This window comes from Tepidibacillus infernus, assembly GCF_048898065.1.
In the GTDB taxonomy this organism is placed as follows: domain Bacteria; phylum Bacillota; class Bacilli; order Tepidibacillales; family Tepidibacillaceae; genus Tepidibacillus_B; species Tepidibacillus_B infernus.
Map to the genome: position 1 here is coordinate 2,333,665 of NZ_JBLWFI010000001.1, position 26,660 is coordinate 2,360,324.

Here is a 26,660-nt window from a genome sequence, read left to right on the forward strand (position 1 = left end):
TTTAATAAGTTAATGCTTTCTCAACTGCACCTGTCAATGCGTTTACAAAGATCATATCCCGTTTTCCTTCTATTTGATAACTAATTCTCCAGACCGGAGTCAGTACTTGGACAGAAGTTTGTTGAGTTTGTCCATGATATCCAAGTCTGATTTTTGTTATTATTGCTTCGCTTGGAAGCAATTGTTGATCCAAAAGGGTACGAAGTGCTGTATAGGAAGAAACAACTTGTCGATCTGACCCTTGATTCATAACTTCAAAATATCTTTGTGAATATTGAATTGTGCCATCTTGATTGATTTGAAACTCTAATTTTGCGTTGAAATAAGGAAAGCCATCTTTGATCTGATTATAGACAAGGTGGTTCCCCGTTGAAACGACTCCATCTAATTCATAGTGTTCAAAATTGGCGATTTTCTCTCTCGCTATCGATTCGATTACCTCGTTCTCTACTGGCATTTTCACTTTAGCTAATGTTTTTCCTTCTGATAACTGATTTTCTTTCACTTGAAGGAAATGCATTTCTAAAATTTCTTTAGGAATCGTCGCATTTAAAATAATCTTTCGTTGGCTTAATGCCTGCCTTAATTCATCCAGGCTACTTCCATCCCATTGAGATTCGTTAATACTTTGACTTTGCTTCATATAGATTTGATATCCTAGTAAAAGATTAAGAAACAAAAAGGTTAAAATAAAGATGGTTTTTGTTTTCCCCCAATCCATCATTTCATCCCACCTTCATAAGCAGGTATTGTGATTTCGTCATTTTGGTTATATCGAACCCTCCAATGGGGAAAAAGTTCTAACACGTCATTCTTTTTTTCAACCTGATAACCTAATTCAATCGATGTAATTACTTTGGCATCGATCTTATGCTGTTCTAGTTTCTTTAATAATTCAGGGCCAGAACTGGTTTTAATATATTTCGTGTCCAAATCCTGATCTAAAAGTGTCATCGATTGTTCTACTTTACTCACGATTCCATCGACTAATTGGATATTGATTTCGCCAATGAGGTACTTGTTAGTTAATAAAGGATACCCTCCTACATATTGCTGAAATGTGAAATAAGGTTGACTGGTGGCTTCAGCAAAGCCAAGATCATCAAGTTGATATTGACCCACCCAACCCCCATGTTGATTAACAAACCGAATAGAAGCAGCAAGATCATTATTCCAATCTAATTGTTTTCGATTATCTGTTACCGGCTGAAAATATGAAAATACCCGATTATTCGGGAAAAATTGCATACTTCTACTTCCGTCTGTATAAAGAACACTTTCTTTATTAGCCAATTCATATACCTTTCTAACCATGCTTGGATCAATAAATAACAATTGAATATAATCCTCGATGGAAACAGGTGTAATAAATTTACGTACTTTTTTCATTTCCAGACCTTCATTAGGTAAATAAAAAATGGGTTTTGTATTGATGTTCCTTTCCTTATTAAACGCCCAATAATATGAATACCTTGGTTGGTTTACTCCACTAGCAATGTATTTGGAAAGCTTTTTACTAGAGATTGAAGTTTCTGCTTGATACACTTTATCTTTTTGATCTGAGATAAAATAGACAATCACCTTTTCATTTTGGTCTAACACTAACCATAAGCGATTGATTTGATCAAGATACATCGTAGTCGATATCTTATAAAGAGATGATAAGACAGAGTTAGGAAGTGAAAAAGGAAAAACAATCTCTATACCTTGCTCCACTTCTATCATTTTAGTCCAATCTATAGGCTCTGAAATTGAAGTAATTTCGTAAAAAGACCAATGATCAAAATCAGCTTCTAATTGTTTAAAATCTTCACTATCTGTATTGGAGAGTGAATGAGAATTTTCCCCAAGATGGTAGATAATTTGCTTTGGCCGAATCATTTGCTTTACATCTAATTCTTGGCCAAAGGTTAATCTAGGTACATATTCTGAAGGAGATTCTTTCTCATTATTAGGACTATAAAAGATCAGGAACCATGTTAGAAATAAACTATTGGCTACTAAAACAAATAATATTATTGATTTAATTCGCTCTTTCACTTCCTGACCTCCTTTACTTCGAGACTGGAATCGTAACAATAACTCTTGTTCCTTTGTCTACTTCACTTTCAATCATAATATCTCCATCATGTGCTTTAACGATCTCTTTAGCAATGGCTAAACCAAGGCCTGTTCCACCCATTTCTCTTGATCTTGCCTTGTCAACCCGATAAAAACGTTCAAAGAGTCTAGATAGATGTTTTTTCGAGATACCAATTCCCGTATCTACTACCTCAATGATTAAATCATGATGTTTTAATCTTGCTGATACAATGATTTCTCCGCCTTCTTTGGTATATTTAAGGGCATTTGATATTAAATTATCCAATACTTGATCAATCTGATCACGATCTAATTCAACCGTTGGCAAATACTCAGGGAGATGGGAAGACAAATCGATTGATCTTTGTTTAGATTGAAATGAAAAACGATCAATGACATCTTCAATCATCTCCTTAACAGAAACCAATGTTTTGTTAGGCTTTGTTTGTTGATCATCTAAGTGAGAAAGATGTAATAAATCACTAACTAAACGAATCATCCGATCTGTTTCATGGCTAGCTACTTTGATAAATCGATGTGAGAGTTCAATGTCTTCAACAGCTCCATCTTCTAAAGCCTCAAGATAACTTTTTATTGTGGTTAAAGGGGTTCTTAGCTCATGAGAAACATTTGCCACGAAGTCCTTACGTATCTGTTCCAATTTTTGTTCCTTTGTTACGTCCTGTAGTACGATAATCATGCCAATTTCCCCACGGTTAATCCGATGAATCTTGTTAAATGTCATTTTTAATGCCTTATGTTCGTTTTCAACTTCATAATCTACAATCATACTTTCTTCCTCTTTTGCAGGGGGGAAAGAATGTAGAGAAAATAGTTGATTGATCTGTTTTTCGATAACTTCACTTTCAGAAAACCCAATAATCTCCAATGCTCTTTGGTTAACAACGATGATCCTCCCATGAGCATTTGTAGCGATAACCCCATCACTCATATGGCTTAGAATCGAGGCGAACTTCTCTTTTTCCTCTTCATTTTGGTCGATAGCTTCTTTTAATCTAACCGCCATCTTATTAAAGGTATCTGCTAAACGGCCAATTTCGTCATCCCCATATATCTTAACTCTTTGATTAAAATCCCCTTTTGTTAGTGAAACCGCTTGAGTAGTAATATCTTTAATTGGCTTTGTAATCGTTCTAGATAAAATAAAACCTAGCCATGCTGTAAATAATAAGGCAATAAGTGTTGCTGTCATTAAAATATTACTGATCCGATAAATCGTATCATATACTCCCTCAATCGAGGCTTTCATGAATACAGCACCAAGTACATTATTACCCTGCTTTATAGGCAGAGCTAAATATTTGGTACGATGTCCTGTCTTGGTATCAATCCGAATCGCTTCATCTCTTGTACCTAATAATGCCCGATTCACTTCTGTTTGATAAATTTTTTGCCCGATAATGCTTGGACTAACCTTCTCCGTAGAACTTAAAATTACACCATTACTATCAATAATCGAGACATCAACGCCATTTAACGCAAATAAATTATCTACTAAATAGTCAATATCTGCTCTTTTCTCTGCCTCTGTTTTCCCATCCTCTGTTAAATATCTTTCAAGGTTTACCGCTAATAAATTTCCCTGCGTTGCAAAAGTTTCATTAAAATTATCTAAATAATAACTCTCTAAAGATCGAATAAAATAGATTCCTATAATTTGCATCGATATTAGAATAAGTAAGAGATAAATCACAACCAATTTCCATTGAATACTTTGAAAAAACTTCCAACCTTTCAAAGGAAACTACTCCTTTTCGGATGGATAACGTAATACATAACCCAATCCCCTTCTCGTAATAATATAGGCTGGTCGGCCAGGGTCATCTTCAATCTTTTCCCGTAATCTTCTAATCGTTACATCTACAGTACGGACATCCCCAAAATAGTCGTAACCCCATACAGCCTGTAGTAAATGCTCTCTGGTTAAAGTTTGTCCAACATGTTTTGCTAAATAATATAGAAGTTCAAATTCCCGGTGGGTTAATTCTATAATCATTTCTATTTTCTTTACGATATAAGTAGATGGATAAATAGTAATTTCCCCAATTTGTATTTGTTGAGCTTGATGATTGGCTTGGTCTAAAGAATAGACTCTTCTTAAATTTGCTTTCACCCGTGCAATTAACTCTCTATTAGAAAAAGGTTTTGTTACATAATCATCTGCACCCATTTCTAAACCAAGCACTTTATCTACTTCTGTATCCTTTGCTGTTAGCATAATGATTGGTTTATCTGTAAGAGTTCTTGCTTCCTTGCAAACCTCTAATCCATCTTTGCCAGGTAACATGATATCTAATAAAATAATATCTGGATGATGATCCCTTACCTTTTGAATTGCCTCAAAACCATCAAAAGCGGTAAGGACCTCATAACCTTCCTTTTCAAAACTAAATTTTAAAATATCTGAGATTGGCCGTTCATCTTCAACAATTAAAATTCGATACTTCACCCCGTATCCCCCTTGTCTCTAACCTTATCTATTTAAGTTTATCACAAGGTATATCAATCTGAATACATAGAAAACCACAACAAAAAAACCATAAATGTGACACCCTTCTATGAGACACCCTTCTATGAATAAAGATTAAGGAGAGAAGGGTACTTCTGGAAGAAATTTATACTTTCTTCAGCATAAAAAAAAGGTAGGTTTGTCCTTGATTGAACATAACCTACCTTAGTTTACGGGATTATCTTCTTACATAATTTAATGGGTTTCTATTGCTGCCATTGACCAATACTTCAAAATGTAAATGGGTTCCTGTAGAACGTCCCGTATTTCCCATTACACCGATCTGCTGGCCTTTTGCTACTTTATCTCCACTAGAGACCATGATCTGGCTTAAATGGCCGTATAGGGTTTTCATACCATTTCCATGATCAATGATAATAGCTTTACCGTAAGCACCATTCCAACCAGCAAAAACGACTTTTCCACTATCTGCTGCTTTGATCGTACGATTACTTACTCCAGATATATCGATTCCTTCATGAGTCCTACCCCATCTTGAACCGTACTTACTGGTAATAATTCCTCCTACTGTTGGCCATAATAATGTACCAGAACCACGTGAAGAAACAATTTTAGTACCCTTCTTCACAATTTTATCTTTTGCTTCAGAAATAACCGTTTCTTTTAGAATTGTTTTTTGCGTGGTTACTCCATTTTCCTTCAATATCGAGTATTCCACACTTTTCTTACCATCGGAACCTTGTTGTACCACTTTTGTTTGGTTTGAGTACATCGATGAATCCTTTTGATAAACCACTTTGTAAGGAATTCTTTCTTGATTGATCACTGTTTCTTTTGTTTGAACAGTAACAAGCGGAGTTTTGGCTGTAACAATCACTTCGTCACCAATATTGATGAATTCACCTTTAATATTAGGATTCAATTGATATATCTGTTTCGTCGTGATGCCAAATTGTTGGGCAATTCCAGAAAGTGTATCTCCTTGTTTCACAATATATTTTTTCTGTTCTAAGGTTCCTTGTTTTAACAATGTCACCATATCTTCTGCAGATAAAATTTCTGCTGGTGTTACTTTAACCTCTTTGGTAACAACTTCTTCTTTAATTTGAATTTGATCTAGCTTTCTAATTTGTTGATTGTTTCCATCAAGAGAAGCTGCTTTTACTTTATCTTTATTCTTGTTTGGAAGAAAAGGCTGTTTGATTTGCTCAAGTATTAAATCTGCTGTTTTTTGATCTTTTACATATCCAACTACTTTTCCATTCACTACGAGTTCAACAGCTGTCGCTTGAATCGAGAAGGCATCTTTTAGAGCACTTAAAGTCTTAGCGTTATCAAACTGGCCTTTAAATTTCTTCTCTTCCTGATATGTAATCTTATTTCCAAAATTTAATGTTATCGTGCTATATGTATTCTGGGCTTGCTTTAAAACTTGCTCTTTCCATTGTTCAACTACTTCTTTATTATTAACAACCCCAACTTCTTTACCATCTAAATAGACGTGATAAAGATTTACGGCATTTGCCTGATAATAGCCTACACCAAAAAGGGTAGTCATAAGAATTGTGCCTGTAATTGAACCAATGATGATTGATCTTTTCTTATTTGATTGAATATATTGTTGTACGGTCTGAACTATTGTTTTTCCCCAATTACTAGCCTTGGTTAAGTCCTTTTGGAATTTACCTTTAAAATCGGTAAATTTATCATTGAACGTCGCCATGACAACCTCCTTTTTATGGAGTTTTTTTTCTCTCTCTCACATAAGAATGTCCTATTTTTAAAGTGGAGCCGACGATGGGACTCGAACCCACGACCTGCTCATTACGAATGAGCTGCTCTACCAGCTGAGCCACATCGGCATGTTTTAAAGCCTCCATATGTTCAAATTTACCATAATATAGCTTGTCACTTCAAGTGGAAAAATCTGAACATTTTTAGAACACTAGTAAAATGTATGCTCTTCAAGCATTCTATATACACTATATTTGAAGGGAGGCAAAATGATGAACCAAAGAAATATATTGGCTTATTTTCGATCTGTTGAAGATGCACAAAAAGCGGCAAGCGAGCTACAGCAATACAATTCAATTGAAACCCAAGTAGATCGAATAGCTTTTTATCCTGGAGACCAATTAAATGATCAGGTAAATCCCATCACAAGTCGATTTGACAGTTTAACTGATTTAACATTAGGTTCATTAGTAAATGATAACGCAGAAGTACTAGCTGCGGCAGATGTCAGTGCAAGTGGAATGGCAGATGGTAATAGAACTGCGATACCACCGAACATTTTACTAACCATTGTAATGAATGAGGATCAAGCTCCTCAGGTAGAAAACATCATCAAAAAATATAACGGAATGACTTGAGTTTATGTTTCAGAAAATAGAAAAACCTACTTATTAAAGTAGGGAAAGCGGAAAGTATATCATTTTATGGTGGTTCGGGACGGAATCGAACCGCCGACACGAGGATTTTCAGTCCTCTGCTCTACCGACTGAGCTACCGAACCTTATTATAAAAAAACATTAAAATCGCAAAGCTAACGGGATTCCGACGCGTAGCTAGTCCCGTATGGTGACCCGTAGGGGATTCGAACCCCTGTTACCGCCGTGAAAGGGCGGTGTCTTAACCACTTGACCAACGGGCCATACGCATAAAAATGGTGAGCCATACAGGATTCGAACCTGTGACACCCTGATTAAAAGTCAGGTGCTCTACCTGCTGAGCTAATGGCTCACAACTTGTCCTCTTGGACACAAAAAATATATTACCACGATAGAAATTAATATGCAACCTTTTTTGCACATTTTTCAAAAAGATTCTTTATTCTACAAATCCAACTTTCAGAATTAAAAACCCACAAAAGTGATGGCTTCTTTAAAAACTATTGCGATTCCTTTTGTGGGTTCTATGATCATATTGAAAAAAATAGATGGCCTATGCAAATACGCCTTTTATCATATTTGTTTGTTCTCGATTTGGCCCTACTGAGAAGATGGCAATAGGGATTCCAGTGAGTTGGGAAATTCGTTCGATATAATGACGAGCATTTACTGGTAAGTCATTTAAATTACGAACACCGGTAATATCTTCATCCCATCCAGGTAGCTCTTCATAAACAGGCACACATTCAGCTAACACCCTTAAATTGGCGGGGAACTCCTCAATGATTTCTCCGTTATACTTATATGCTTTACAAATTTTTAATGTAGGAATACCTGTCAATACATCAATTGAATTTAAAGATAACTCGGTAATTCCGCTAACACGTCGAGCATGTCTTACAACCACACTATCAAACCAGCCTACTCGTCTAGGTCTTCCTGTCGTTGTTCCATACTCGTTGCCGACTTCACGAATTCGATCACCTATTTCATTATTCAATTCAGTAGGAAATGGCCCATCGCCAACACGAGTCGTATAGGCTTTTGCAACACCTACAACATGATGAATTTTTGTTGGACCTACACCAGAACCAATCGTCACTCCACCTGCCACAGGATTAGATGAAGTGACAAATGGGTAAGTACCTTGGTCAATATCAAGCATAACCCCTTGGGCTCCTTCAAATAATACCCTTTTCCCTTGGTCAATGGCATCATTTAAAACGACAGAAGTATCAACCACGTAAGGTCTGATGATTTCACGATATATCGCATATTCCTCTAAAATTTTCTCTGCTTTAAACCCATCTGTTTCATAAAATTTTTCAAATAGACGGTTTTTCTCTTCAAGATTCCTTCTTAATTTTTTTTCAAATTCCTGTTCATCTAACAAATCAGCGATACGAATCCCAACTCTAGCCGCTTTGTCCATATATGCGGGTCCAATTCCTTTACCCGTTGTTCCGATTTTGTTACTACCTTTTCTTTCTTCTTCTACAAGATCCAACTTAATATGGTAAGGCATGATCACATGCGCACGATTACTAATTCTTAAATTCTTTGTACTAAATCCTTGTTCATGAATATAGTTAAGTTCTTGGACTAATGCCTTGGGGTCAATCACCATTCCATTGCCAATCACACATATTTTATCACTATAAAAAATCCCAGATGGTATAAGATGCAGCTTAAATTTCTTTCCATCAATTGTGATCGTATGACCTGCATTATTCCCACCTTGATACCTTGCAACAACTTCCGCTTTTTCAGCTAGATAATCGGTAACCTTTCCTTTTCCTTCGTCTCCCCATTGTGTTCCTACTACAACGACAGTAGACATGGAAACACCTCCAGTTTTTTGTCCTTTAAAAGTCGTATTTCAATACATATAAAGTTTAGCAATGCTTATTCCCCTTGTCAACGACAAATACGACCATTTAATTAAATATATATATTATTATTCGTATTTTTGCTTCATTTTGTTAACGTTTTAAATGATTTTGATAAAAAAAACGAAGGAAACTCTTCTGGAAAATAGAAAGAATCCTTCACTTATTTTTCTTGTTTATTTCGTTTTTATTCTTCATTATGTTGTTCTTTAGCATAATTTACGAATTTATTAAAATTCTTTAAGAATACCAATTCTACTTTACCAACCGGTCCGTTTCTTTGTTTAGCTATAATAATTTCGATAATATTTTGTTTTTCTGTTTCCGGATTATAATAATCATCGCGATACAAAAAAGCAACAATATCTGCATCCTGCTCAATACTACCAGATTCACGGATATCTGATAACATTGGCCTTTTATCTTGTCTTTGTTCTACTGCACGACTTAACTGGGATAATGCGATAATTGGAACATTTAGTTCCCTAGCAATCCCTTTAAGCTGTCTAGAAATCTCCGAGATCTCCTGTTGGCGATTATCAGATTTGCCACGGCCATGGATCAATTGCAAATAGTCAATGACAATAAGGCCTAACCCTTTTTCCACTTTTAATCTTCTACATCTGGAACGGATGTCGTAGACCGTCACACCTGGAGAATCATCAATATATATTGGTGCTTCAGACAAGGTAGTCATGGCCATCGTCAACTTTTGCCAGTCGTGCTCTTCCATCATACCAGTACGCAATTTGTGAGCATCAATATTTCCCTCTGCAGAAATCATCCTTTGGACGAGCTGACTAGCTGACATCTCCAAACTAAAGATCGCAACAACTTCCTTTGCCCTTGCCGCCACATTCTGAGCTACATTTAAAGCAAATGCGGTTTTCCCCACACTAGGTCTAGCTGCTAGGATAATCAAATCAGATTTCTGAAAGCCAGATGTCATTTTATCTAAATCTGTAAACCCAGATGGAATCCCTGTGATATCTCCTTTATGATGGTGCAAGAATTCAATACGATCCAACGTTTCCATCAATACGTCCTTAATCGGAATAAATCCATCTTTTGATCGTTTTTGTGAAATCTCTAGGATACGTTTTTCTGCATCTCCTATGATTTCTCCTATATCATCACTGCCAATATAACCAGTGCTTGCAATTTCCGTTGCTGCACGGATCAATCGCCTTAAAATTGCTTTTTCTTCAACAATTTTGGCGTAATATTCAACATTGGCTGCTGTCGGTACTGCATTTGCAAGGTCTGTAAGATAAGAAACACCCCCTACTTCCTCTAGCAGCTTTTTAGTTTGTAGATCCGCAGTTAACGTAATCAGATCAACAGGTTCACCCATTTCAGATAACTCGATCATAGATCGATAGATCTTTTGATGAGCACTACGATAAAAATCATCAGGTGATAGAATCTCCATAACGGTGATTAGCGCTTCTTTTTCTAATAGAATTGCACCTAAAACAGCCTGTTCCGCTTCCACATTTTGCGGTGGAATTCGATCTAAAAAAAGTTCACTCATGAGAGTTCCCCTCTATCTTAGTCTCTATTTTTCTTCGACAACTTGTACTTTAATCGTTGCAGTTACTTCTGGATGAAGTTTTATCAATACTTGAGTATAACCTAAATGACGAATCGGTTCATCTAATAAAATTTTCCTTTTATCAATGTTTATATTTTGCTTTTTTAATTGGTCTGCGATCTGTTTTGTTGTAATTGCACCAAACAATTTACCGCCCTCACCTGCTTTAGAGGGAATAGTAATCGTTATTTTCTCTAGTTCCTCTGCCAATTTCTTTGCATTTGTTAATTCATCCGCTTTTCTTTTTAGTTCACTTTGTTTATGAGCTTCTAACTCTTTTACATTACCTGTTGTCGCTTCTTTGGCTAATCCTTTAGCTATCAAAAAATTTCTAGCGTATCCATCAGATACTTCCTTAATATCACCTTTTTTCCCTTGTCCTTTTACATCCTTTAGCAAGATCACTTTCATATGGTTAATCCTCCTTCTTGTTGATATGTTTGTAATACCTCTATCAATCTTGTTTCTGCTTCTTCAACGGTAACTCCTTCTAACTGAGCAGCAGCATTTGTTAGATGGCCACCGCCTCCCATTCTTTCCATTATTAATTGTACATTTACTTGTCCTAATGAACGTGCACTAATTGAGGTAAGGCCATCGGTGCGAACACTAATAACAAAAGACGCAAAAATACCACTCATGTTTAATAACGTATCTGCAGCTTGAGCAATCATCAATTGATCGTTTTTCCCTTCAGCTACAGCGATTGCGATATTATCAAAAACAATCCTAGCCCTTTTTACTAATTCTGCCTTTTGAATATATTGCTCGATATCTTCTTTTAAAAGTTTTTGAACTAATATGGGGTCTGCTCCATTTCGCCTTAAAAATGAAGCTGCATCAAAAGTTCTAAAACCTGTTCTGAAGCCAAACCCTTTTGTATCAACCACTACCCCTGCAAGTAATGCAGTTGCCTCTAATGGATCCATAGAAAACTTATCTTTTTGATACTGAAGCAATTCTGTTACAAGTTCACTAGTGGAAGAGGCATAGGGTTCAATATAAATAAGGACTGGATCTTCAACAAATTCTTCTCCACGGCGATGATGGTCGATCACCACAACCCGATCAATCTTTTCAACCAATCTAGGCTCGATCGTCATAGAGGGTTTATGGGTATCAATCATAATAAGTAAGGTTCTTGACGATACCATGCTTAATGCTTTTTCTGGTGTTAAGAAATATTGAGGTAACTCTTTATGATGAGAAACTTCATCTAATAATTTTTCAATCGAAGGATTAGGCTGGTCTAAGACTACATAACCTTTCCGATCATTCACCCGCACAGCTTTTAAAATGCCTATTGAAGCACCGATTGCATCCATGTCAGGAGTTTTGTGCCCCATAATTAAGACTATGTCACTTTCTTGAATCAAATCCTTAAGAGCATGAGCGATTACTCTCGCTCTAACCCTTGTTCGTTTCTCAACAGCATTAGATTTTCCACCATAAAAAGATAAACGTTCCCCTACTTTGACCGCCGCTTGATCTCCACCACGGCCTAATGCAATATCTAAACTGGATTGAGCCATTTGTCCGATCTCAATTAACGAACTTGCCCCTGCGCCAATTCCAATACTTAATGTAAATGGAATTTTGTTATCCTCTGTCATTTCACGTACAATATCTAAAATATCAAAACGAGATTTCTCCATTTGTTCCAATACCTTTTGTGTGGTTACAATAAAAAACTTATCTGAAGTATATCTTCTAATATAAATCCCCAATTTAGAAGCCCAATCATTGATTGTACTTGTGATATTGGTAAGCAATAGACTACGATTTAAATCATCCATTCCTTGTGATACCTCATCAAAATTGTCTAGGTGGATTATTCCAAAGACCGGTTGTTCGTCCTTATATTGAGATTGGAGATTCTTATATTCTGTCACATCCATTACAAAGATAAGTCTTTCATTCTTACGAAACTCAACTTCATAAATCTTGTCTTGATAATGAATATCTTTCTTTACATTTAATTCTTCTAAATTAATTGTCGAAAATACTTCAGAGACTTTTTTCCCAATCAGATCTTTTTCACCAGTGATCTCTAGGAGATATGAATTGTGCCATTCTATTTTGCCTTCTTCATTAAATAGTAAAACTCCAATAGGCATCTGTTGCAAGACTTCAACCCCAACCTTTTGGATACGATGGGAGAGCGTAGCGATATATTGATTCAATTCTTTTTTAAAGTGAAGCTCAGCCAAATAGGTAAAATAAACTAATCCAAATAAAACCAGACTACCAATGGCAGCAAATAACCAATGATAATAAGCTAAAAATCCAAGTAATATAAGACTAAAAATAAAAGTGAAAATGACATGGAATCCATGCCAACGATTTAATAAGAAATTAGGCATTTGAAAATCAGCCCCTAAACTTTAAGCTTATTTCTTAAATGGAAACCTAGGTCTACCATCCCTAATATGATCAAAATTTGTGATAAAAAAGGATTTAATATTGCCACAATAGAAACGATAATAGGAATGCCCTTCTTAAAGCCTTTCATATGAGCTAAAAAGAAGAGAAAAGATAGCCCTTGAGCCAAAAGAAGCATTTGCAATATTGGATACAAATTACTAACGATTATTTTTAATGTATTGATTTCATAAACTGATTTTATGCTTAATGCAATCATGGTAAGTATATAATAATAAACAATACTTCTAGGAAATCTCCATTCTCTAAACGGAGGAAGTTGTGGTATTGGCGTACCCAATCTTTTCATGATTTTAACTGCAAAAAAATGATTAAAAAGTACAATAATTATCGCTGAGTTAATCAACAAAACAGGTAGTATTAAATCGATCATATCTATGAATCGATGATACATTTCAAAAGTTTGATTGATTTGTTCCTGACTTCCAAGAACACTACCCATATTCTTGACTGTTTCTAAAGATGATCGCATGAGCGTTTTAAATTGTTCTACAAGATCGATTCCAAATAATTGACTTGAAATGGTTAAACCAATAATAAAATTAACTAATGTAGTGATTACCCCACCAATAATAGCTGGTAAAGCATGGTCTCCTTTATATAATACACCCATTACGATACCTATGGTTCCAGCAAAAAACACAAAAACTAAACCAAAAAATTGACCAATAAAAAAAGATAAAGCGATATTGATTAGGATGACCCATATTCCTTGTTTCAAGCCATGGCGGTATCCATAGATGATGAAAGGAATTGGCATAAAGAATTGCATAATTCCGATTGGCGTATACATAGACAGTAGAAGAAAGATTAGAGATATCCCTGTGATAATTGAACCTTCTACCATTCCTTTTAAATTCCGCAAAAACAACACCTCTTAGCGTTTTTTCATATATTGTTCCAAAATAGAGAGGTCTCCATACCATTCCTCTATTTCGTGTCCCTCTTTTTGATGATTATGTAACTTTTCCATCACTGCTGAATCAATTTGGTGGAAGGGAATACCAATTCTTCTTGCAAGTACATAAACAGCAATTAATAATCCAGCCATACTATCTATAATATAGGATTCATTGCCATGAAATAAACCTTTAAACAATCCACCAACTCGTTCAATAATTTCAGCCTTTAGCCATTCCATCACTTTCAAATTCTTAGCGATGTGCATGTTGCTGGACTTGTCCAAGAAAATCTACTCCTTTCATCCACAACCTCAGTTTAATTCTCAATCTTATATACTTCAACAAAAAGATTTCTTTTTCCTTCCAAAAGGTTGATTCCATTACAATGAAAGACAAATTACCCATAGATATTGAAAAAGACAGTTTGCTATCAAGCAAAACTGCCTATAAAAAATAGTAACATTATTCAGTAGTAAATGGAAGTAAAGCAATTTGACGTGCACGTTTAATTGCAGCTGTTAATTGGCGTTGATATTTAGCAGAAGTACCAGTTACACGACGAGGTAAAATTTTACCGCGTTCACTGATAAACTTCTTTAGCAAATCTACATCTTTATAGTCAATGTAAGTGATTTTATTCACAGTAAAGTAACATACTTTACGACGTTTTCCGCCACGTTGTTTGCGAGCCATCTTATTCCCTCCTTTAACTGAAAGGTAAATTTAAAATGGTAGATCGTCATCTGATATATCGATAGGACTTCCGTCATCAGCAAAGGGGTCTTGTCCTTTATCATACCGGTCATTTTGATTAAATCCTGAAGTAAACGGATCATTTTTTGGATTGTTAGACGATTCTAGAAAACGAACATTATCCGCTACTACCTCGGTTACGTATACTCGTTTACCCTCATTATTATCATAATGGCGGGTTTGGATACGACCTTCAACAGCAGTTAGGCGGCCCTTCTTTAAATAGTTCGCTACGTTCTCTGCAAGCCCTCTCCATGTAACAATATTGATAAAATCGGCCTCTCTTTGTCCTTGCTGGTTGGTATAATTACGATCCACCGCAAGGGTAAAAGTTGAGACTGCTACTCCACTTGGAGTATATCTTAATTCAGGGTCTCGTGTTAGTCGTCCAATTAAGATGACACGGTTTAACATTATAATTCCCCCTTAAACCTATTTAACGTCCTTAACGATCAGAAAACGGATAACACCATCAGTGATTTTTAATACGCGATCTAACTCAGCAACTACACTTGGTTCGGATTGGAAGTTTACTAAAACATAGTAACCTTCATGATATCCTTTAATTTCGTATGCTAAGCGACGCTTACCCATTTCCTCTTGCTTTTCAATTTCGCCACCATTATTAGTAATTAAGCTTTGGAACTTTTCCACTAATTCTTTAGTAGCTTCTTGCTCAAGGTCTGGGCGTAATACATACATCACTTCGTATTTACGCATCAGATTCACCTCCTTCTGGACTTAACGGCCCTATTTCTCTATAGGGCAAGGAGCGAGGTCATAGAACTCGCATTTTTAAATTTTATCATATTTATCTGCCTATAGCAAATGTAATTTAGGATTATACATTAAATCTAAAGTGCATGACATCTCCATCTTTTACTACATAATCTTTCCCCTCTAAACGTAGGAGGCCTTTTTCCTTTGCTTGATTCATTGAACCTGAAGCAACTAAATCCTCATAACCCACGACTTCAGCTCTGATGAAACCCCGTTCAAAATCACTATGAATCACTCCTGCAGCTTGGGGGGCTTTTGTTCCCTTTTTAATCGTCCAAGCTCTGACCTCTTGAACCCCTGCAGTAAAATAGGTGATTAAACCAAGCAACTTGTAAGCAGCTTGAATCAAACGATCTAATCCTGATTGATTCAGTCCTAATTCTTGTAAAAATAACTGCTTATCTTCTCCTTCAAGCTCAGCGATTTCTGATTCTACTTTTGCACTGATTACAATCACTTCTGCTCCTTCATGATTTGCATATTCCTTTACCTTTTGCACATAAGGATTTTGGTCAAAGTTACTCACATCATCTTCACTTACATTTGCTACATATAAGACTGGTTTCATTGTAAGAAGATGAAGGTCTTTAATCAAACTTCTCTCATCTTCATCCAACTCTACACTTCTTGCTGGTTTTTCACTTTCTAAAGCCTTTTGAATCCTTTCAACCACTTCATATTCCAATTGAAATTTCTTTTCACCACTTTTTAGATTCTTCTTTGTCCGTTCCAACCGCTTTTCCACGGTTTCTAAATCGGCCAATATCAATTCTAAATTGATGGTTTCAATATCGCTAATTGGATCTACTTGTCCTGCTACATGGGTAATGTTCTCATCTTCAAAACAACGAACCACATGGGCGATCGCATCAACCTCACGGATATGGGACAAAAATTTGTTTCCTAAACCTTCACCGCGTGAAGCCCCTTTTACTAATCCAGCAATATCTACAAATTCAAAGGCAGTAGGCACGATTCGATTAGGATTTACCATATCAGCTAATACTTGTAATCTTTCATCAGGCACTTCTACCACACCAACGTTCGGATCGATGGTGCAAAATGGATAATTAGCAGATTCTGCACCTGCTTGAGTAATTGCATTAAATAACGTCGATTTCCCTACGTTAGGTAAACCGACGATTCCAGTCGTTAATGGCATTTATTCCTTCACCCCTTGATTATTCGAACATCGTACTGTAAGGATGCTTCATATATACTTCTTAAGTATAAAAAAAAGTATGCCTTAAGTCCACTCTTATAAAAAAGCAAATCAAAAACCACCTTCATCATAGTGAAGATGGTTTTGAAAGCGATTCCATATATAAGTCTGTGGATTTAACCTACTTTTTTGTCCACCACTTTTTCTACTACATTTCCTAAATGAATTCCTGTATTCGCTTTAACCAAGATCTCATCATACTTCGCTGGATCTTCCTTCTTAGAAGATAAGATGGTACCTAAGAAAGCGCCAATAAAGCCTAAAGGAATGGAAACAATACCAGGGTTAGCTAATGGAAAAATTGGGTGCCCTACCAAAATGGCTTTCCCAGCCTCTGGATTCCATATATTTGGTCCGATAGCGATTAAGAGTAATGCACTTAATAAACCAACGATCATCCCTGTAACTGCCCCAGTTGTATTAAATCTTCTCCAATAAATCGTAAAGATAATAACCGGTACGTTTGAGCTTGCAGCTACAGCAAATGCCAAAGCAACCAAGAACGATACGTTTAGGGATTGAGCAAAAAATGCTAAAAGAATTGAAAGTACTGCCACACCGATCGATGCATAGCGAGCAGCCAACATCTGTTCCTTCTCTGTTGCTTGGCCACGGCGAATGATATGACCATAAAAATCATGAGCAAAAGCTGAAGCCGCTGATAGAACTAAGCCAGAGACAACCGCTAAGATCGTTGCAAAGGCTACAGCGGAAACAAAGGCAAATAAGAAGCTTCCTCCAAGTACTTCCGCTAATAATGGAGCAGCCATATTGCCTCCTTTATCAGCAGCAACGATATTGTCATGGCCTACAAATGCTGCAGCACCAAAACCAAGGAACATCGTCATGACATAGAAGATACCGATTAACCAAGTCGCATAAACGACGGATTTACGAGCAGTAGGTGCATCTTTTACGGTAAAAAAGCGAATTAAAATATGAGGAAGTCCTGCTGTTCCTAACACTAATGCCATATTTAAAGAAATAACATCGATAGGATCCTTAAACTTATTACCCGGATTTAAAAAGATTTCCCCTAATGGAGTAGCTGTTTTCATGTGTTCAAACATATTAGTGAAGCTAAAGTTAAATTTAGCATATACGATCAAAGAGATAATAAAGGTACCTGCCATTAAAAGCACAGCCTTTGTAATTTGTACCCAGCTAGTGGCATGCATTCCGCCAAATACAACATAAATGGTCATTAGTATTCCAACGATAAGAACAGAAGTAGAATAATTAAGTCCTAAAAGCAGATGAATTAACCCACCAGCACCAACCAATTGAGCAATCATATAGAAAATTGAGATAGAGATGGTATTTAAGGCCGCAAAACCACGTACTTTACGATCATTAAAACGTGCTGCAATCATATCTGCCATGGTGTATTTTCCTAAGTTACGTAGTGGCTCTGCTACAATATAAAGAACAACCAGATAAGCAACCAAATAACCGATACTATAGAAAAATCCATCAAATCCTCCTAAGGCAATGGCTCCGGCGATTCCTAGAAAGGAAGCCGCAGACATATAGTCACCTGCAATCGCAAGACCATTTTGCCAACCCGTTAGTCCCCCACCAGCTGTGTAGAATTCACTCGTTGTTTTGGTTCTCTTAGAAGCATAATAGGTTATCACGAGCGTAATCCCGACAATCACTAAAAAGAGAACAAATGCTGTCGTATTCACTACATTCCACCCCTTTTCAAGACTTTATCTAAGATTCGATTCACATTATCATCAAATTGTGTCGCTTTTCTTGCGTAAATCGTGACTAAAGTCCAAGTCATCACAAATTGGGCAAAAGCAAAAACCCAAGCCCATGTAATGGCTCCTAGCGCAGGGGTGTTGAGCACTTTAGAATAGGCGGTCATAATCGGTAATGTAAAATAAAAAATAAAGAAGAAAATAGATAATGGAACAATAAATTTTTTCTTTTTATTCATCAGTTCTTTGAACGTCTCTGATTTTGAAATGGCAGTGTAATCGATTTGATCCTGATTTTTCATTCACCCTTACCTCCCTCTTTAATCTCCATCTCTTTTTGTTCTATATGTCTATAAATAAGGCCAAACTACCGCACTCTTACCTAGAACCACCTCCTTGTAAAATAATTACTTTGAATTAAATATATCGTTATCTTATGCAAAAAGTCAACAAAAGATTCTGAAAGTTCTAAATAATATGATAATACAATTTGATATAAAAAAAGTAATCCTATCTTAAACCGATGTATGACGGATTACTTCATTTACGTGTTATAAAAATTTTCTTACCCTATTTTCTCTATCATCACTGCACAATCATATAAGATGCTACCATTGCCCATATCGGATTTTCCATTCGAGGTTAATTGATTTACATGTCCACCTAATTCATACCAATATCCTTCTTCGATCATGATTGTGTCCCTATGATAACCCTCTTGAATCTTTACTAATCCTTCAATTTTTCCACGGTCATTATAGACTGATACGGGATCACCATTTTTTAGATGACGATTTGCTGCAATTTCTTTTGAAACCATAACGAAAGGTTTGTTTCCTTTCTTATACAACAAAAATTGATGTTGCGAATGTAATGATCGATTAGGATGAATAGTTAGCAAATGATAAGGGTATTTTTCTTTTAACTTTGGTTGTAATTGCACACTATCATTTGGATAGATTATTTTTGCCGTTGCAGGTAATCCTTCTTGTTCTGCTTGTTCTGAATAAAACTCAAACTTTCCTGAAGGTGTAGCAAATACTTTACTCTCCCATGGAATCGCTGGAATAGGTAATTCAATTTGTTGTTTTTCTTTTAATGTTTTTAAATCGATTCCATAGTCATTTAATGATTGAAGTGCAATTTCAAAATATTCTTCAATCGTTTTTTCAAAGCCTTCAAGCCTTAATTTTTTGGCCAATTCTGTCCAAATCTTTAGGTCGGCCCAAGCTTCACCAGGTGGATCAATCAATTTTGGACCATATCTCATCACTCGATGGAACATCGATCCATAATAAATGTCCTCCTCTTCAAAAACAAATGTGGAAGGAAGAATATAATCTGCCATTTTCGCAGTATCAGTCATAAACATATCAATTACAACTTTGATTTCTACTTTATTCAGAGCTTCCATTGTACGAGCTGTTTGTGGTAATTGAGTAACTACATTGCTTCTTGTAATAAACATCATCTTAATAGGTGGATCATTGGCAGCTAAAATTTCTTCTGCCTGTGTAGGTCTTGTGAAGGTACGATACGCTTCCCTTTTCTCTTCTTCAAGTAATTCTGCCCAGTTAAAGCTTCTACCCACAGCTAAATTTGCATAGTTAACCCCTCCACCAGATATACCAATATTACCGGATAAAGCAACTAATGCATCAATCGCTCGAATGGTATTTCCCCCATTTGCATATCTTTGCATGCCTAAACCAAGAAACGTCATCACTGGCTTTTGTTGAGTATATACATAAGCTAATTTTTGGATCATCTCTATATCGACATTTATTTCCTTGGAAATGTATTCAATATCGATGGTTTGAATTTCTTTTACAAAGTGTTCAAAACCTATTGTATGTTGTTGGATAAATTCTTTGTCATGCCAGCCATTGTCGATGATAATTTTACTCAAGGTGAATGCTAACATCCCATCCATTCCAGGACGAATAGGAACATGCAGATCTGCTTTCTTAGCAATCCCATTTTTAAGTGGATCTATGACGATCAATGAAGTACCATTACTTTTTGCCTCTTGAATAAAGGAATAAAGATGCATATTTGTCGATGTAACATTCCTACCCCAAACCACGATTGTTTTGGCATTGAACACATCCTCAATAGCATGACTTAATGAATTCCCAAAATCATAAGTTTGAGCCTGGATTCCAGCCCCCCAACAAAGACTACCAACGGTTTCTGTCATGCCACCAAAATAATTAAAGAAACGTTTGTCTAATTCCTTTAATAAACCGCTAGAGGAATAATCATAGCTGTGAAGAATGGCTGTTGGACCATATTCCTTTTTTATTTGGAGCATTTTCTCACTGATTTCATTTAATGCTTGCTCCCAAGAAATACGAATAAATTTATCATCAACCTTTTTATATGGATATAAAATTCTACTTTTATCATATATTCGATCTTTAATCATCTTCCCCCGGCCACAAATGTTCCCCTTCGTAATTGGATGATCAGGGTCGCCTTCGATACGAACCACTTGGTTATTATCAATTGTTACAATAAATCCACAAACATCAAAACAATTTAACGGACAAGCTGTTCTCCACTGTTTTCCCATCTTCCGTTTCTCCTCTTCACTTACTCGTCTTTACTTACTCCTCTTTTTCTCCCTTTTGAACCACCTTTTTTAATTTTCTCTCAAACTCTCTGCGTGGGATGAGCACACTATGATTACAGCCTGTACATTTAATGCGTATATCCATCCCCATTCGGATCACTTTCCATGCATTGGTTCCACAAGGATGTGGTTTCTTCATTTCTACGATATCGTTTAAATCAAATTGTTTCTTTTCCATTTTAGTTCACCCCTTTGTTTTTTGAAAAGTGACTAATCTTGGATAAGGAATTTCAATCCCTGCTTGGTCAAATCCATTTTTAATTTTTGCCCTTAATTTACGAGCAACCGCATAATGATTCATAGGTTTAGTTTCAGCAATGACACGAATGACAACTTCTGATGCCCCTAATTCTTGAACTCCAAGAATTTCCGGTGGTTTGACCATTTCGTTCATTTCTTTATACGTATTTGCTAATAATTTTTCCAATACAGAAATCACATGATCAATTTCTTCTTCGTATGCTATACCAACATCAACGACAGCGACTGAATTATGTGTTGAATAATTTGTCACTTCAGAAATGGTTCCATTGGGAATAATATGAAGTTCTCCCGTCCAGTTGCGAATCTTTGTTATGCGTAACCCTATTTCTTCAACAGTTCCTGAAAAATTCCCAGTTGTAATATAATCTCCAACAGCGAACTGATCTTCAAATATAATAAAAAAACCTGTAATCACGTCTTTTACCAAACTTTGTGCACCAAAACCGATAGCTAGTCCTAATATTCCAGCTCCTGCTAGAATTGGTCCTAAATTAAACCCGACCTTTCCCAGAATCATAAGAATAGCTAAGAAATTAATGGTATATTTTACAATGTTTTGTATAAGAATACCTAGTGTTTTTGTTCTTCTTTCATCTACTTTAAAACTTGATCTAGGTTTTCTAATAATAAACTTTTCTATAATCTTGCCTGTTAACTTGATTAAAAGCTTTGCTAGAATCCAAATAAAAAGAATCTGAACAAAAGTCCAGAAAATATCAACCCACAAATCGATATCTAATAGCTTCATTCTGATCGTGTCCCAAAATGATTTTATATCGATTCCATCTAATTGACTTAGCGAAAATCCGAATCTCAAATAGATCTCTCCTTCTTTAAAATATTATTTTGATTGTTTTGCCATATGATTGATCTCTTCTTTTACATTTGATAATACCCTTTCTGATCCCTTTTAACAGGAAATGCACCTAATTTTCTTAAAATCCAGGCCAATATAAACTGGATCTAAAATACTTACGTGATTAGCAACGAAAATAAGTGAACCACTGGTTGGAATTTGATCTGTGCCATGAACAGTTACCCTATTATATATTTTTAAGACTGGTTTTAAAATAGCCTTTGCAAAGAAATAAAACCAATTTTTTTGCTCTTTCATCGCCATTTTGATCACCACATTTGGTAGATTAATTATGTTTCTTTTCATTATATTATTTACCTTGTTTTTTGAAAAGGATAGAGAATCAATATAGATAAGACATACAAATTTAATACACCATATAAGGGATATAAAACTTTCACTAAATTAGCAAAACCAATAAAAGTAAAAGGAATAATGAAAAGAATTATGCCTAAACTGATCTTTCCTGTTGAAAGGTTTATCTTATTTTGGATGCGATAAACTAATGCATGGATATTTGACAAAGCTGTTGTATAGATGGCTAACCATAAAATCACACTTACAATAAGCAGTAAAATAGGTTGGTTGGTTGGGATTAAGGAAAATAGTGGAATCTCATATTGATCAACATGAGGTACTCTTAATAATGATAGATTGATCATCATCCCTACTAAGCCCAAACCAATGATACTGGTTATTCCCCCAAAAATGATTTCTCCTTTTGTTTCTATCCTCTTTCCCATTGTAGATAGGACTCCTAATAGAGAGATCATATTAAAAGCAACATACGTGATAGCAGATGGCCAAACTTCTAAATAGTGACGAGTAAATGGTCCTGAAAGTGAAGGATTTCTAGATATATATAATAAACCGATCGCTAGAATAATCACTGTTTTAATTGGCATTAGAATACTGTTTAAGTTGATCAGGCCACGAACTCCCTTAGTCAGCACTAGCCATATTGCAATACTTACGATACCTACTCCTAAAATAAAAGGTAAGTTCCATTGTACAAATGTTGCACCGCTTCCAGCCAACATAATGATTGATCCCGAAACTAAATACAAAAAAATAAGGGTATCAAATAACCTGCTAAGTGTATTTCCTAGTAATAATACCAGAATATCATAATAATTCTCTGTTTGATGGCGCCAACTCATCCAAAGAATAAAGATGCTACTTAACGAAAATAAGGTTAAGGCAATCATTAGTCCAAAGATACTCTGCCTTCCATAAGAAGTAAAGAACTCCCAAATCTCACGCCCTGAAGCAAATCCTGCGCCTATGGTCGTACCCATAATTGTTAAACCTATTTTTAAACCATTCCACATCTTTTTCTGCAAGTGATTCACCCCTCAAATAGCTTCCTGTCCTATGTATATTTCTAACCCTTTCTACATATACTAGTAATACTATTTTTCTGGAGGCTTCTATGAATCTATTTAAAAACAATCAATGTTCTAAATATGTGATTGACTATTCTGACCCACAAGCACTTCATTTCCTTACTAACCGTATACAATATATGATTGACCAATATGATTACCAACATTGGGTCGTGGTATGCATTGGTACTGACCGTTCTACAGGTGATTCTCTTGGGCCTTTGGTGGGATCACAATTGAGGTTGTATGACTCTACTAAAAGGGTTTTCGGGACATTAGATGAACCAGTTCATGCTTTAAACCTACAAGATACGATAGACATCATCCAAAACCATTATCCTGATTCTGGTATCATCGCGATCGATGCTAGTCTAGGACAATTAACAAGTGTGGGTACGATTCAAGTAGTAAATGGTCCATTAAAACCAGGCGCAGGAGTGCAAAAAAATTTACCTGAGATCGGACATTTCCACATTACTGGAATTGTTAATGTAGGCGGATTTATGGAATATTTTGTTTTACAAAATACTAGGCTTAGTATAGTCATGAAAATGGCAGATCTTATTACCCATGCGATTACCAACACGACTTGCTGGAACCAAAATTCAGCCACATATCGAAGCCCATCAATTGGATTTGTTGATCATATGTAAGAAAAGAGCCTTAAATCAAAACGATTTAGGCTCTTTTGCCATTCACATCACGTGCAATGCTTTCCTTTTCTAATATTCCTTTAATGCTTTATGCAACAATCATTTTCACATTGAGATTTTCTTTCATCTCCTTTGCAATTTGCATTGCATGGCCGGAGTATAATGGATTAACAATAAATATCAACCGTTTCCTATCCATCATTATTTAGTTGCTCTCTCTATTGCCAGAATTTCCTCTTTCGAGAGTTGGTACCTTGATTCTCCAGCCTCTAAAGGTTTAGCATAGGTGTTTGACTCACCTCTATTATAAATACTTGTTATGACGATACCGTTCTTCTTTTCATCTAAAATAGCGATTGAAAAACTTAAGTCATTTCCTTGTTCACCAAATGCATTATAGCGAATGATTCCAACTTGTCCCTTTATATTTGTTAGTTTTTCCAAAATAAGATGAAGTTGTTTTCTATTTTGGGCAATAATTTCTTTTATCTCATCCATGTCAGTTGAAAAGTTCTCAATCATTTGTTCTAAATTATTTACACTGCCGCCCCTACTAAAACGTAAGAAGCGTTTTTTTAAGTTTTTTAATTTAAAACTAATCGTTATATTCCATATCAATAAAATTATAGCTAATAATCCGAGCAATAAGATGATTTCATCGATATATTGTGAAACGATATCCACTATTCATTCTTCCTTTCACATAAATATAAACTTTCCATGCGGTTAAAATAACTTAGAAATCCATTGAACCAAAATGACTCCGATTGGTGCAATAATGATTGCTGGCAACATATTAGCTACATTAATTTTCTTCAATTCTAAAATATTAATCGCAATCGCAATAATTAATATTCCTCCAGTTGCAGTAATTTCCACAATCATTGTATCTAGTAATTCTTGACTAAAAAGTAAGTGGATATATTTTGCTAATAATGCGATCATTCCTTGGTATATCAAGACAGGAACTGCTGAAAATACAACCCCAAATCCTAAGGTGGAAGCAAAGATAATTGCAGAAAAGCCATCTAACATTGCTTTTAAATATAATAAGCGATGGTCAAGATTTAGACCACTATTTAAAGACCCAAGTATGGCCATTGCCCCTATTGTATAAACCAGTGTAGCTGTTACAAAAGCATTCGAAATATTTCCCTTTTTCGACCCACCTAGTTTCCGTTCTAACCAGTGACCAAGTTGATCTAGTTTATCATCAATCTTTAAAATTTCCCCTAATACGCCACCAAGCACTAAACTAAGAATAACAAGTAAAAAATTCTCCGTTTTTAATCCCATTAAGATTCCCTGAATGATAACAGCTAATCCTAAACCTTGCATAACTGTATCTCTCATCTTTAAAGGAATATTTGGTAAAAACGCACCGATCATTCCACCAAAGATAATGGCAATCGTGTTCACTAATGTACCTTGTAAGACCATTTTTTCCTACCTCACATCATCAAAGAAATGATTTCTTTTAATGCATTTAAAAGCGTATCTATTTCTTTTTCCGTATTTGTGTGTCCTAAACTTACCCTCACTAAGCCACTACTTTCTGTATGACAAATTTCATGGGCTAATGGTGCACAATGAAAACCGCTTCTGACAGCGATCTGATAATGACTATCTAAAACTGTAGCAACTTCATTAGAGTCAAGCCCTTCTATCTGAAGGCTTACAACAGGAACCCTTTCTATATGTAGATCTGGCCCATACCATTTCACTTGTGGAATTTGCTCTAAGCCCTTCAATAAATATTGTGTTAACTGCCATTCTCTGTTCTTTAACTTTTCGATACCTTGTTGTTCAATATAATCGATACCTGCTCCTAAACCAACAATTCCGACTGTATTAAGTGTCCCTGATTCATAACGGTTAGGGCTGGCTTTGGGTTGGTCGATTTTTTCTGATTGATTTCCTGTTCCACCATGAATCAAAGGAGATAGTTCTATACTTGGATTGATATATAATCCCCCTACTCCTTGTGGACCAAGTAATGCCTTATGACCGGGAAAAGCCAATAGATCTATATTCATTTCCTTCACATCAATCTGATACCTACCCACGGTTTGTGCTGCATCAACTAAAAAGGCTATTCCATTTTTCTTTGCTATGGCTCCAATCTCCTTAATCGGTTGAATCGTTCCTAAAACATTAGAAGCATGGGAGAAGACGAATAATCTTGTGTTTGATTGAATGGCATTCTCTATTTCCTTTAACTGAAGTTTGCTTTGTTCATTTGGTTTTACATAAGTAATTTCAATACCTAATTCTTTTCTTAGGTATTCTAACGGTCTTCTTACTGAATTATGCTCTAGATGACTTGTTATAACATGATCACCCTTTTTAAGAAACCCTTTTATTGCTTGATTTAATGCTTGAGTTGTATTCATAAAGAAAACAATTTGGTTAGGGTTTTGTACATTTAATAGTTTAGCTATTTTTACTCTAGTTGCATAAATCGCTTCAGATGCAATAGCTGCCATCTTATGATTCCCTCTGCCAGGATTAGCACCATTTTCACGAAGAAATTGAGTTAAGGTAAAAATGACTTGCTCTGGTTTTGGCCATGAAGACGCCGCATGATCAAAATAAATCATTTTTTTCACATCCCTA

27 protein-coding genes and 4 tRNA genes are annotated in these 26,660 nt (G+C 35.7%); 2 read left to right on the plus strand and 29 right to left on the minus strand.

Annotation, left to right across the window (positions count from 1 at the left end; translation table 11 throughout):
* Position 1: 1 nt before the first annotated feature.
* From yycI to TEPIDINF_RS11680, 6 genes are all read right to left on the minus strand, one after another.
* The gene (gene yycI / locus TEPIDINF_RS11655) at positions 2-724 is read right to left on the minus strand and encodes a two-component system regulatory protein YycI (protein WP_069799073.1); all 723 of its coding nucleotides are present in this window, start codon (positions 722-724) and stop codon (positions 2-4) included.
* Positions 721-2,040: a YycH family regulatory protein gene (locus TEPIDINF_RS11660; RefSeq protein WP_421692052.1), complete on the minus strand. Its 1,320-nt coding sequence runs from the start codon at positions 2,038-2,040 to the stop codon at positions 721-723. The genes yycI and TEPIDINF_RS11660 overlap by 4 nt, the downstream gene beginning before the upstream one ends.
* A 13-nt stretch (positions 2,041-2,053) precedes the next feature.
* Positions 2,054-3,841: a cell wall metabolism sensor histidine kinase WalK gene (gene walK, locus TEPIDINF_RS11665; protein WP_068726886.1), complete on the minus strand. Its 1,788-nt coding sequence runs from the start codon at positions 3,839-3,841 to the stop codon at positions 2,054-2,056.
* Positions 3,842-3,847: 6 nt separating this feature from the next.
* Entirely contained in the window at positions 3,848-4,552 is a 705-nt protein-coding gene (gene yycF, locus TEPIDINF_RS11670; RefSeq protein WP_068726889.1) for a response regulator YycF, read from the minus strand.
* 238 nt (positions 4,553-4,790) lie between these two features.
* Positions 4,791-6,296: a peptidoglycan DD-metalloendopeptidase family protein gene (locus TEPIDINF_RS11675; protein WP_068726891.1), complete on the minus strand. Its 1,506-nt coding sequence runs from the start codon at positions 6,294-6,296 to the stop codon at positions 4,791-4,793.
* 63 nt (positions 6,297-6,359) lie between these two features.
* Positions 6,360-6,435 (minus strand) — tRNA-Thr (locus TEPIDINF_RS11680).
* 141 nt (positions 6,436-6,576) lie between these two features.
* Here TEPIDINF_RS11680 and TEPIDINF_RS11685 point away from each other — a divergent pair.
* The gene (locus tag TEPIDINF_RS11685; RefSeq protein WP_421692053.1) at positions 6,577-6,945 is read left to right on the plus strand and encodes a hypothetical protein; all 369 of its coding nucleotides are present in this window, start codon (positions 6,577-6,579) and stop codon (positions 6,943-6,945) included.
* A gap of 67 nt (positions 6,946-7,012) precedes the next feature.
* Here TEPIDINF_RS11685 and TEPIDINF_RS11690 read toward each other — a convergent pair.
* The 20 genes from TEPIDINF_RS11690 to TEPIDINF_RS11785 form a co-directional block, all read right to left on the minus strand.
* A tRNA-Phe gene (locus TEPIDINF_RS11690) sits at positions 7,013-7,088 on the minus strand.
* A 63-nt stretch (positions 7,089-7,151) separates the two neighbouring features.
* Positions 7,152-7,226, minus strand: a tRNA-Glu gene (locus tag TEPIDINF_RS11695).
* A 13-nt stretch (positions 7,227-7,239) separates the two neighbouring features.
* Positions 7,240-7,315, minus strand: a tRNA-Lys gene (locus TEPIDINF_RS11700).
* A gap of 201 nt (positions 7,316-7,516) precedes the next feature.
* Positions 7,517-8,803: an adenylosuccinate synthase gene (locus TEPIDINF_RS11705; protein WP_421692054.1), complete on the minus strand. Its 1,287-nt coding sequence runs from the start codon at positions 8,801-8,803 to the stop codon at positions 7,517-7,519.
* 236 nt (positions 8,804-9,039) lie between these two features.
* Complete coding sequence (gene dnaB / locus TEPIDINF_RS11710) at positions 9,040-10,386, minus strand: replicative DNA helicase (RefSeq protein WP_068726896.1); 1,347 nt, start codon at positions 10,384-10,386, stop codon at positions 9,040-9,042.
* 24 nt (positions 10,387-10,410) lie between these two features.
* On the minus strand, positions 10,411-10,857 hold the full coding sequence (gene rplI, locus TEPIDINF_RS11715; RefSeq protein ID WP_068726898.1) for a 50S ribosomal protein L9: 447 nt from the start codon (positions 10,855-10,857) through the stop codon (positions 10,411-10,413).
* Positions 10,854-12,809 (minus strand): DHH family phosphoesterase, encoded by a 1,956-nt coding sequence (locus tag TEPIDINF_RS11720; RefSeq protein WP_421692055.1) that lies wholly within the window; start codon positions 12,807-12,809, stop codon positions 10,854-10,856. The genes rplI and TEPIDINF_RS11720 overlap by 4 nt, the downstream gene beginning before the upstream one ends.
* Before the next feature lie 14 nt (positions 12,810-12,823).
* Entirely contained in the window at positions 12,824-13,753 is a 930-nt protein-coding gene (locus TEPIDINF_RS11725) for a YybS family protein (protein ID WP_421692056.1), read from the minus strand.
* A 12-nt stretch (positions 13,754-13,765) separates the two neighbouring features.
* Positions 13,766-14,074: a MazG-like family protein gene (locus TEPIDINF_RS11730; protein WP_235589120.1), complete on the minus strand. Its 309-nt coding sequence runs from the start codon at positions 14,072-14,074 to the stop codon at positions 13,766-13,768.
* Positions 14,075-14,252: 178 nt separating this feature from the next.
* Entirely contained in the window at positions 14,253-14,483 is a 231-nt protein-coding gene (gene rpsR / locus TEPIDINF_RS11735; RefSeq protein WP_068726907.1) for a 30S ribosomal protein S18, read from the minus strand.
* Between the two features lie 30 nt (positions 14,484-14,513).
* Positions 14,514-14,957, minus strand: coding sequence for a single-stranded DNA-binding protein (gene ssb / locus TEPIDINF_RS11740; RefSeq protein ID WP_068726909.1), 444 nt, complete (start codon positions 14,955-14,957; stop codon positions 14,514-14,516).
* A gap of 18 nt (positions 14,958-14,975) precedes the next feature.
* Positions 14,976-15,263 (minus strand): 30S ribosomal protein S6, encoded by a 288-nt coding sequence (gene rpsF / locus TEPIDINF_RS11745; RefSeq protein ID WP_068726911.1) that lies wholly within the window; start codon positions 15,261-15,263, stop codon positions 14,976-14,978.
* A gap of 121 nt (positions 15,264-15,384) precedes the next feature.
* A complete protein-coding gene (gene ychF, locus TEPIDINF_RS11750; protein ID WP_069799057.1) occupies positions 15,385-16,485 on the minus strand; it encodes a redox-regulated ATPase YchF in 1,101 nt (366 codons plus the stop codon).
* 176 nt (positions 16,486-16,661) lie between these two features.
* Positions 16,662-18,233: a solute symporter family protein gene (locus tag TEPIDINF_RS11755; RefSeq protein WP_068726915.1), complete on the minus strand. Its 1,572-nt coding sequence runs from the start codon at positions 18,231-18,233 to the stop codon at positions 16,662-16,664.
* Positions 18,233-18,553, minus strand: coding sequence for a DUF485 domain-containing protein (locus TEPIDINF_RS11760; protein ID WP_068726917.1), 321 nt, complete (start codon positions 18,551-18,553; stop codon positions 18,233-18,235). Before TEPIDINF_RS11760 ends, TEPIDINF_RS11755 begins: the two co-directional genes overlap by 1 nt.
* 263 nt (positions 18,554-18,816) lie before the next feature.
* Positions 18,817-20,826 (minus strand): molybdopterin-containing oxidoreductase family protein, encoded by a 2,010-nt coding sequence (locus TEPIDINF_RS11765; protein ID WP_421692057.1) that lies wholly within the window; start codon positions 20,824-20,826, stop codon positions 18,817-18,819.
* A 34-nt stretch (positions 20,827-20,860) separates the two neighbouring features.
* Positions 20,861-21,064 (minus strand): DUF951 domain-containing protein, encoded by a 204-nt coding sequence (locus TEPIDINF_RS11770; RefSeq protein ID WP_069799051.1) that lies wholly within the window; start codon positions 21,062-21,064, stop codon positions 20,861-20,863.
* Positions 21,065-21,070: 6 nt separating this feature from the next.
* A complete protein-coding gene (locus tag TEPIDINF_RS11775; protein ID WP_421692058.1) occupies positions 21,071-21,967 on the minus strand; it encodes a mechanosensitive ion channel family protein in 897 nt (298 codons plus the stop codon).
* A 93-nt stretch (positions 21,968-22,060) separates the two neighbouring features.
* Complete coding sequence (locus tag TEPIDINF_RS11780) at positions 22,061-22,312, minus strand: lysophospholipid acyltransferase family protein (RefSeq protein WP_421692059.1); 252 nt, start codon at positions 22,310-22,312, stop codon at positions 22,061-22,063.
* Positions 22,313-22,320: 8 nt separating this feature from the next.
* Entirely contained in the window at positions 22,321-23,349 is a 1,029-nt protein-coding gene (locus TEPIDINF_RS11785) for a YkvI family membrane protein (RefSeq protein ID WP_421692060.1), read from the minus strand.
* Between the two features lie 89 nt (positions 23,350-23,438).
* Between TEPIDINF_RS11785 and yyaC the strand changes: the two genes are divergently transcribed.
* On the plus strand, positions 23,439-24,044 hold the full coding sequence (gene yyaC / locus TEPIDINF_RS11790) for a spore protease YyaC (protein ID WP_235589122.1): 606 nt from the start codon (positions 23,439-23,441) through the stop codon (positions 24,042-24,044).
* A 201-nt stretch (positions 24,045-24,245) separates the two neighbouring features.
* Here the strand turns inward: yyaC and TEPIDINF_RS11795 are convergent, their stop codons facing one another.
* Genes TEPIDINF_RS11795 through TEPIDINF_RS11805 form a run of 3 tightly spaced genes read right to left on the minus strand, consistent with a single transcriptional unit; the run spans position 24,246 to position 26,644 of the window.
* The gene (locus TEPIDINF_RS11795) at positions 24,246-24,728 is read right to left on the minus strand and encodes a DUF4446 family protein (protein WP_421692061.1); all 483 of its coding nucleotides are present in this window, start codon (positions 24,726-24,728) and stop codon (positions 24,246-24,248) included.
* 42 nt (positions 24,729-24,770) lie between these two features.
* Positions 24,771-25,484 (minus strand): DUF554 domain-containing protein, encoded by a 714-nt coding sequence (locus TEPIDINF_RS11800; protein WP_068726930.1) that lies wholly within the window; start codon positions 25,482-25,484, stop codon positions 24,771-24,773.
* Between the two features lie 11 nt (positions 25,485-25,495).
* Positions 25,496-26,644, minus strand: a complete 1,149-nt coding sequence (locus tag TEPIDINF_RS11805; protein WP_421692062.1) for an aminotransferase class V-fold PLP-dependent enzyme — start codon at positions 26,642-26,644, stop codon at positions 25,496-25,498.
* Positions 26,645-26,660 lie beyond the last annotated feature (16 nt).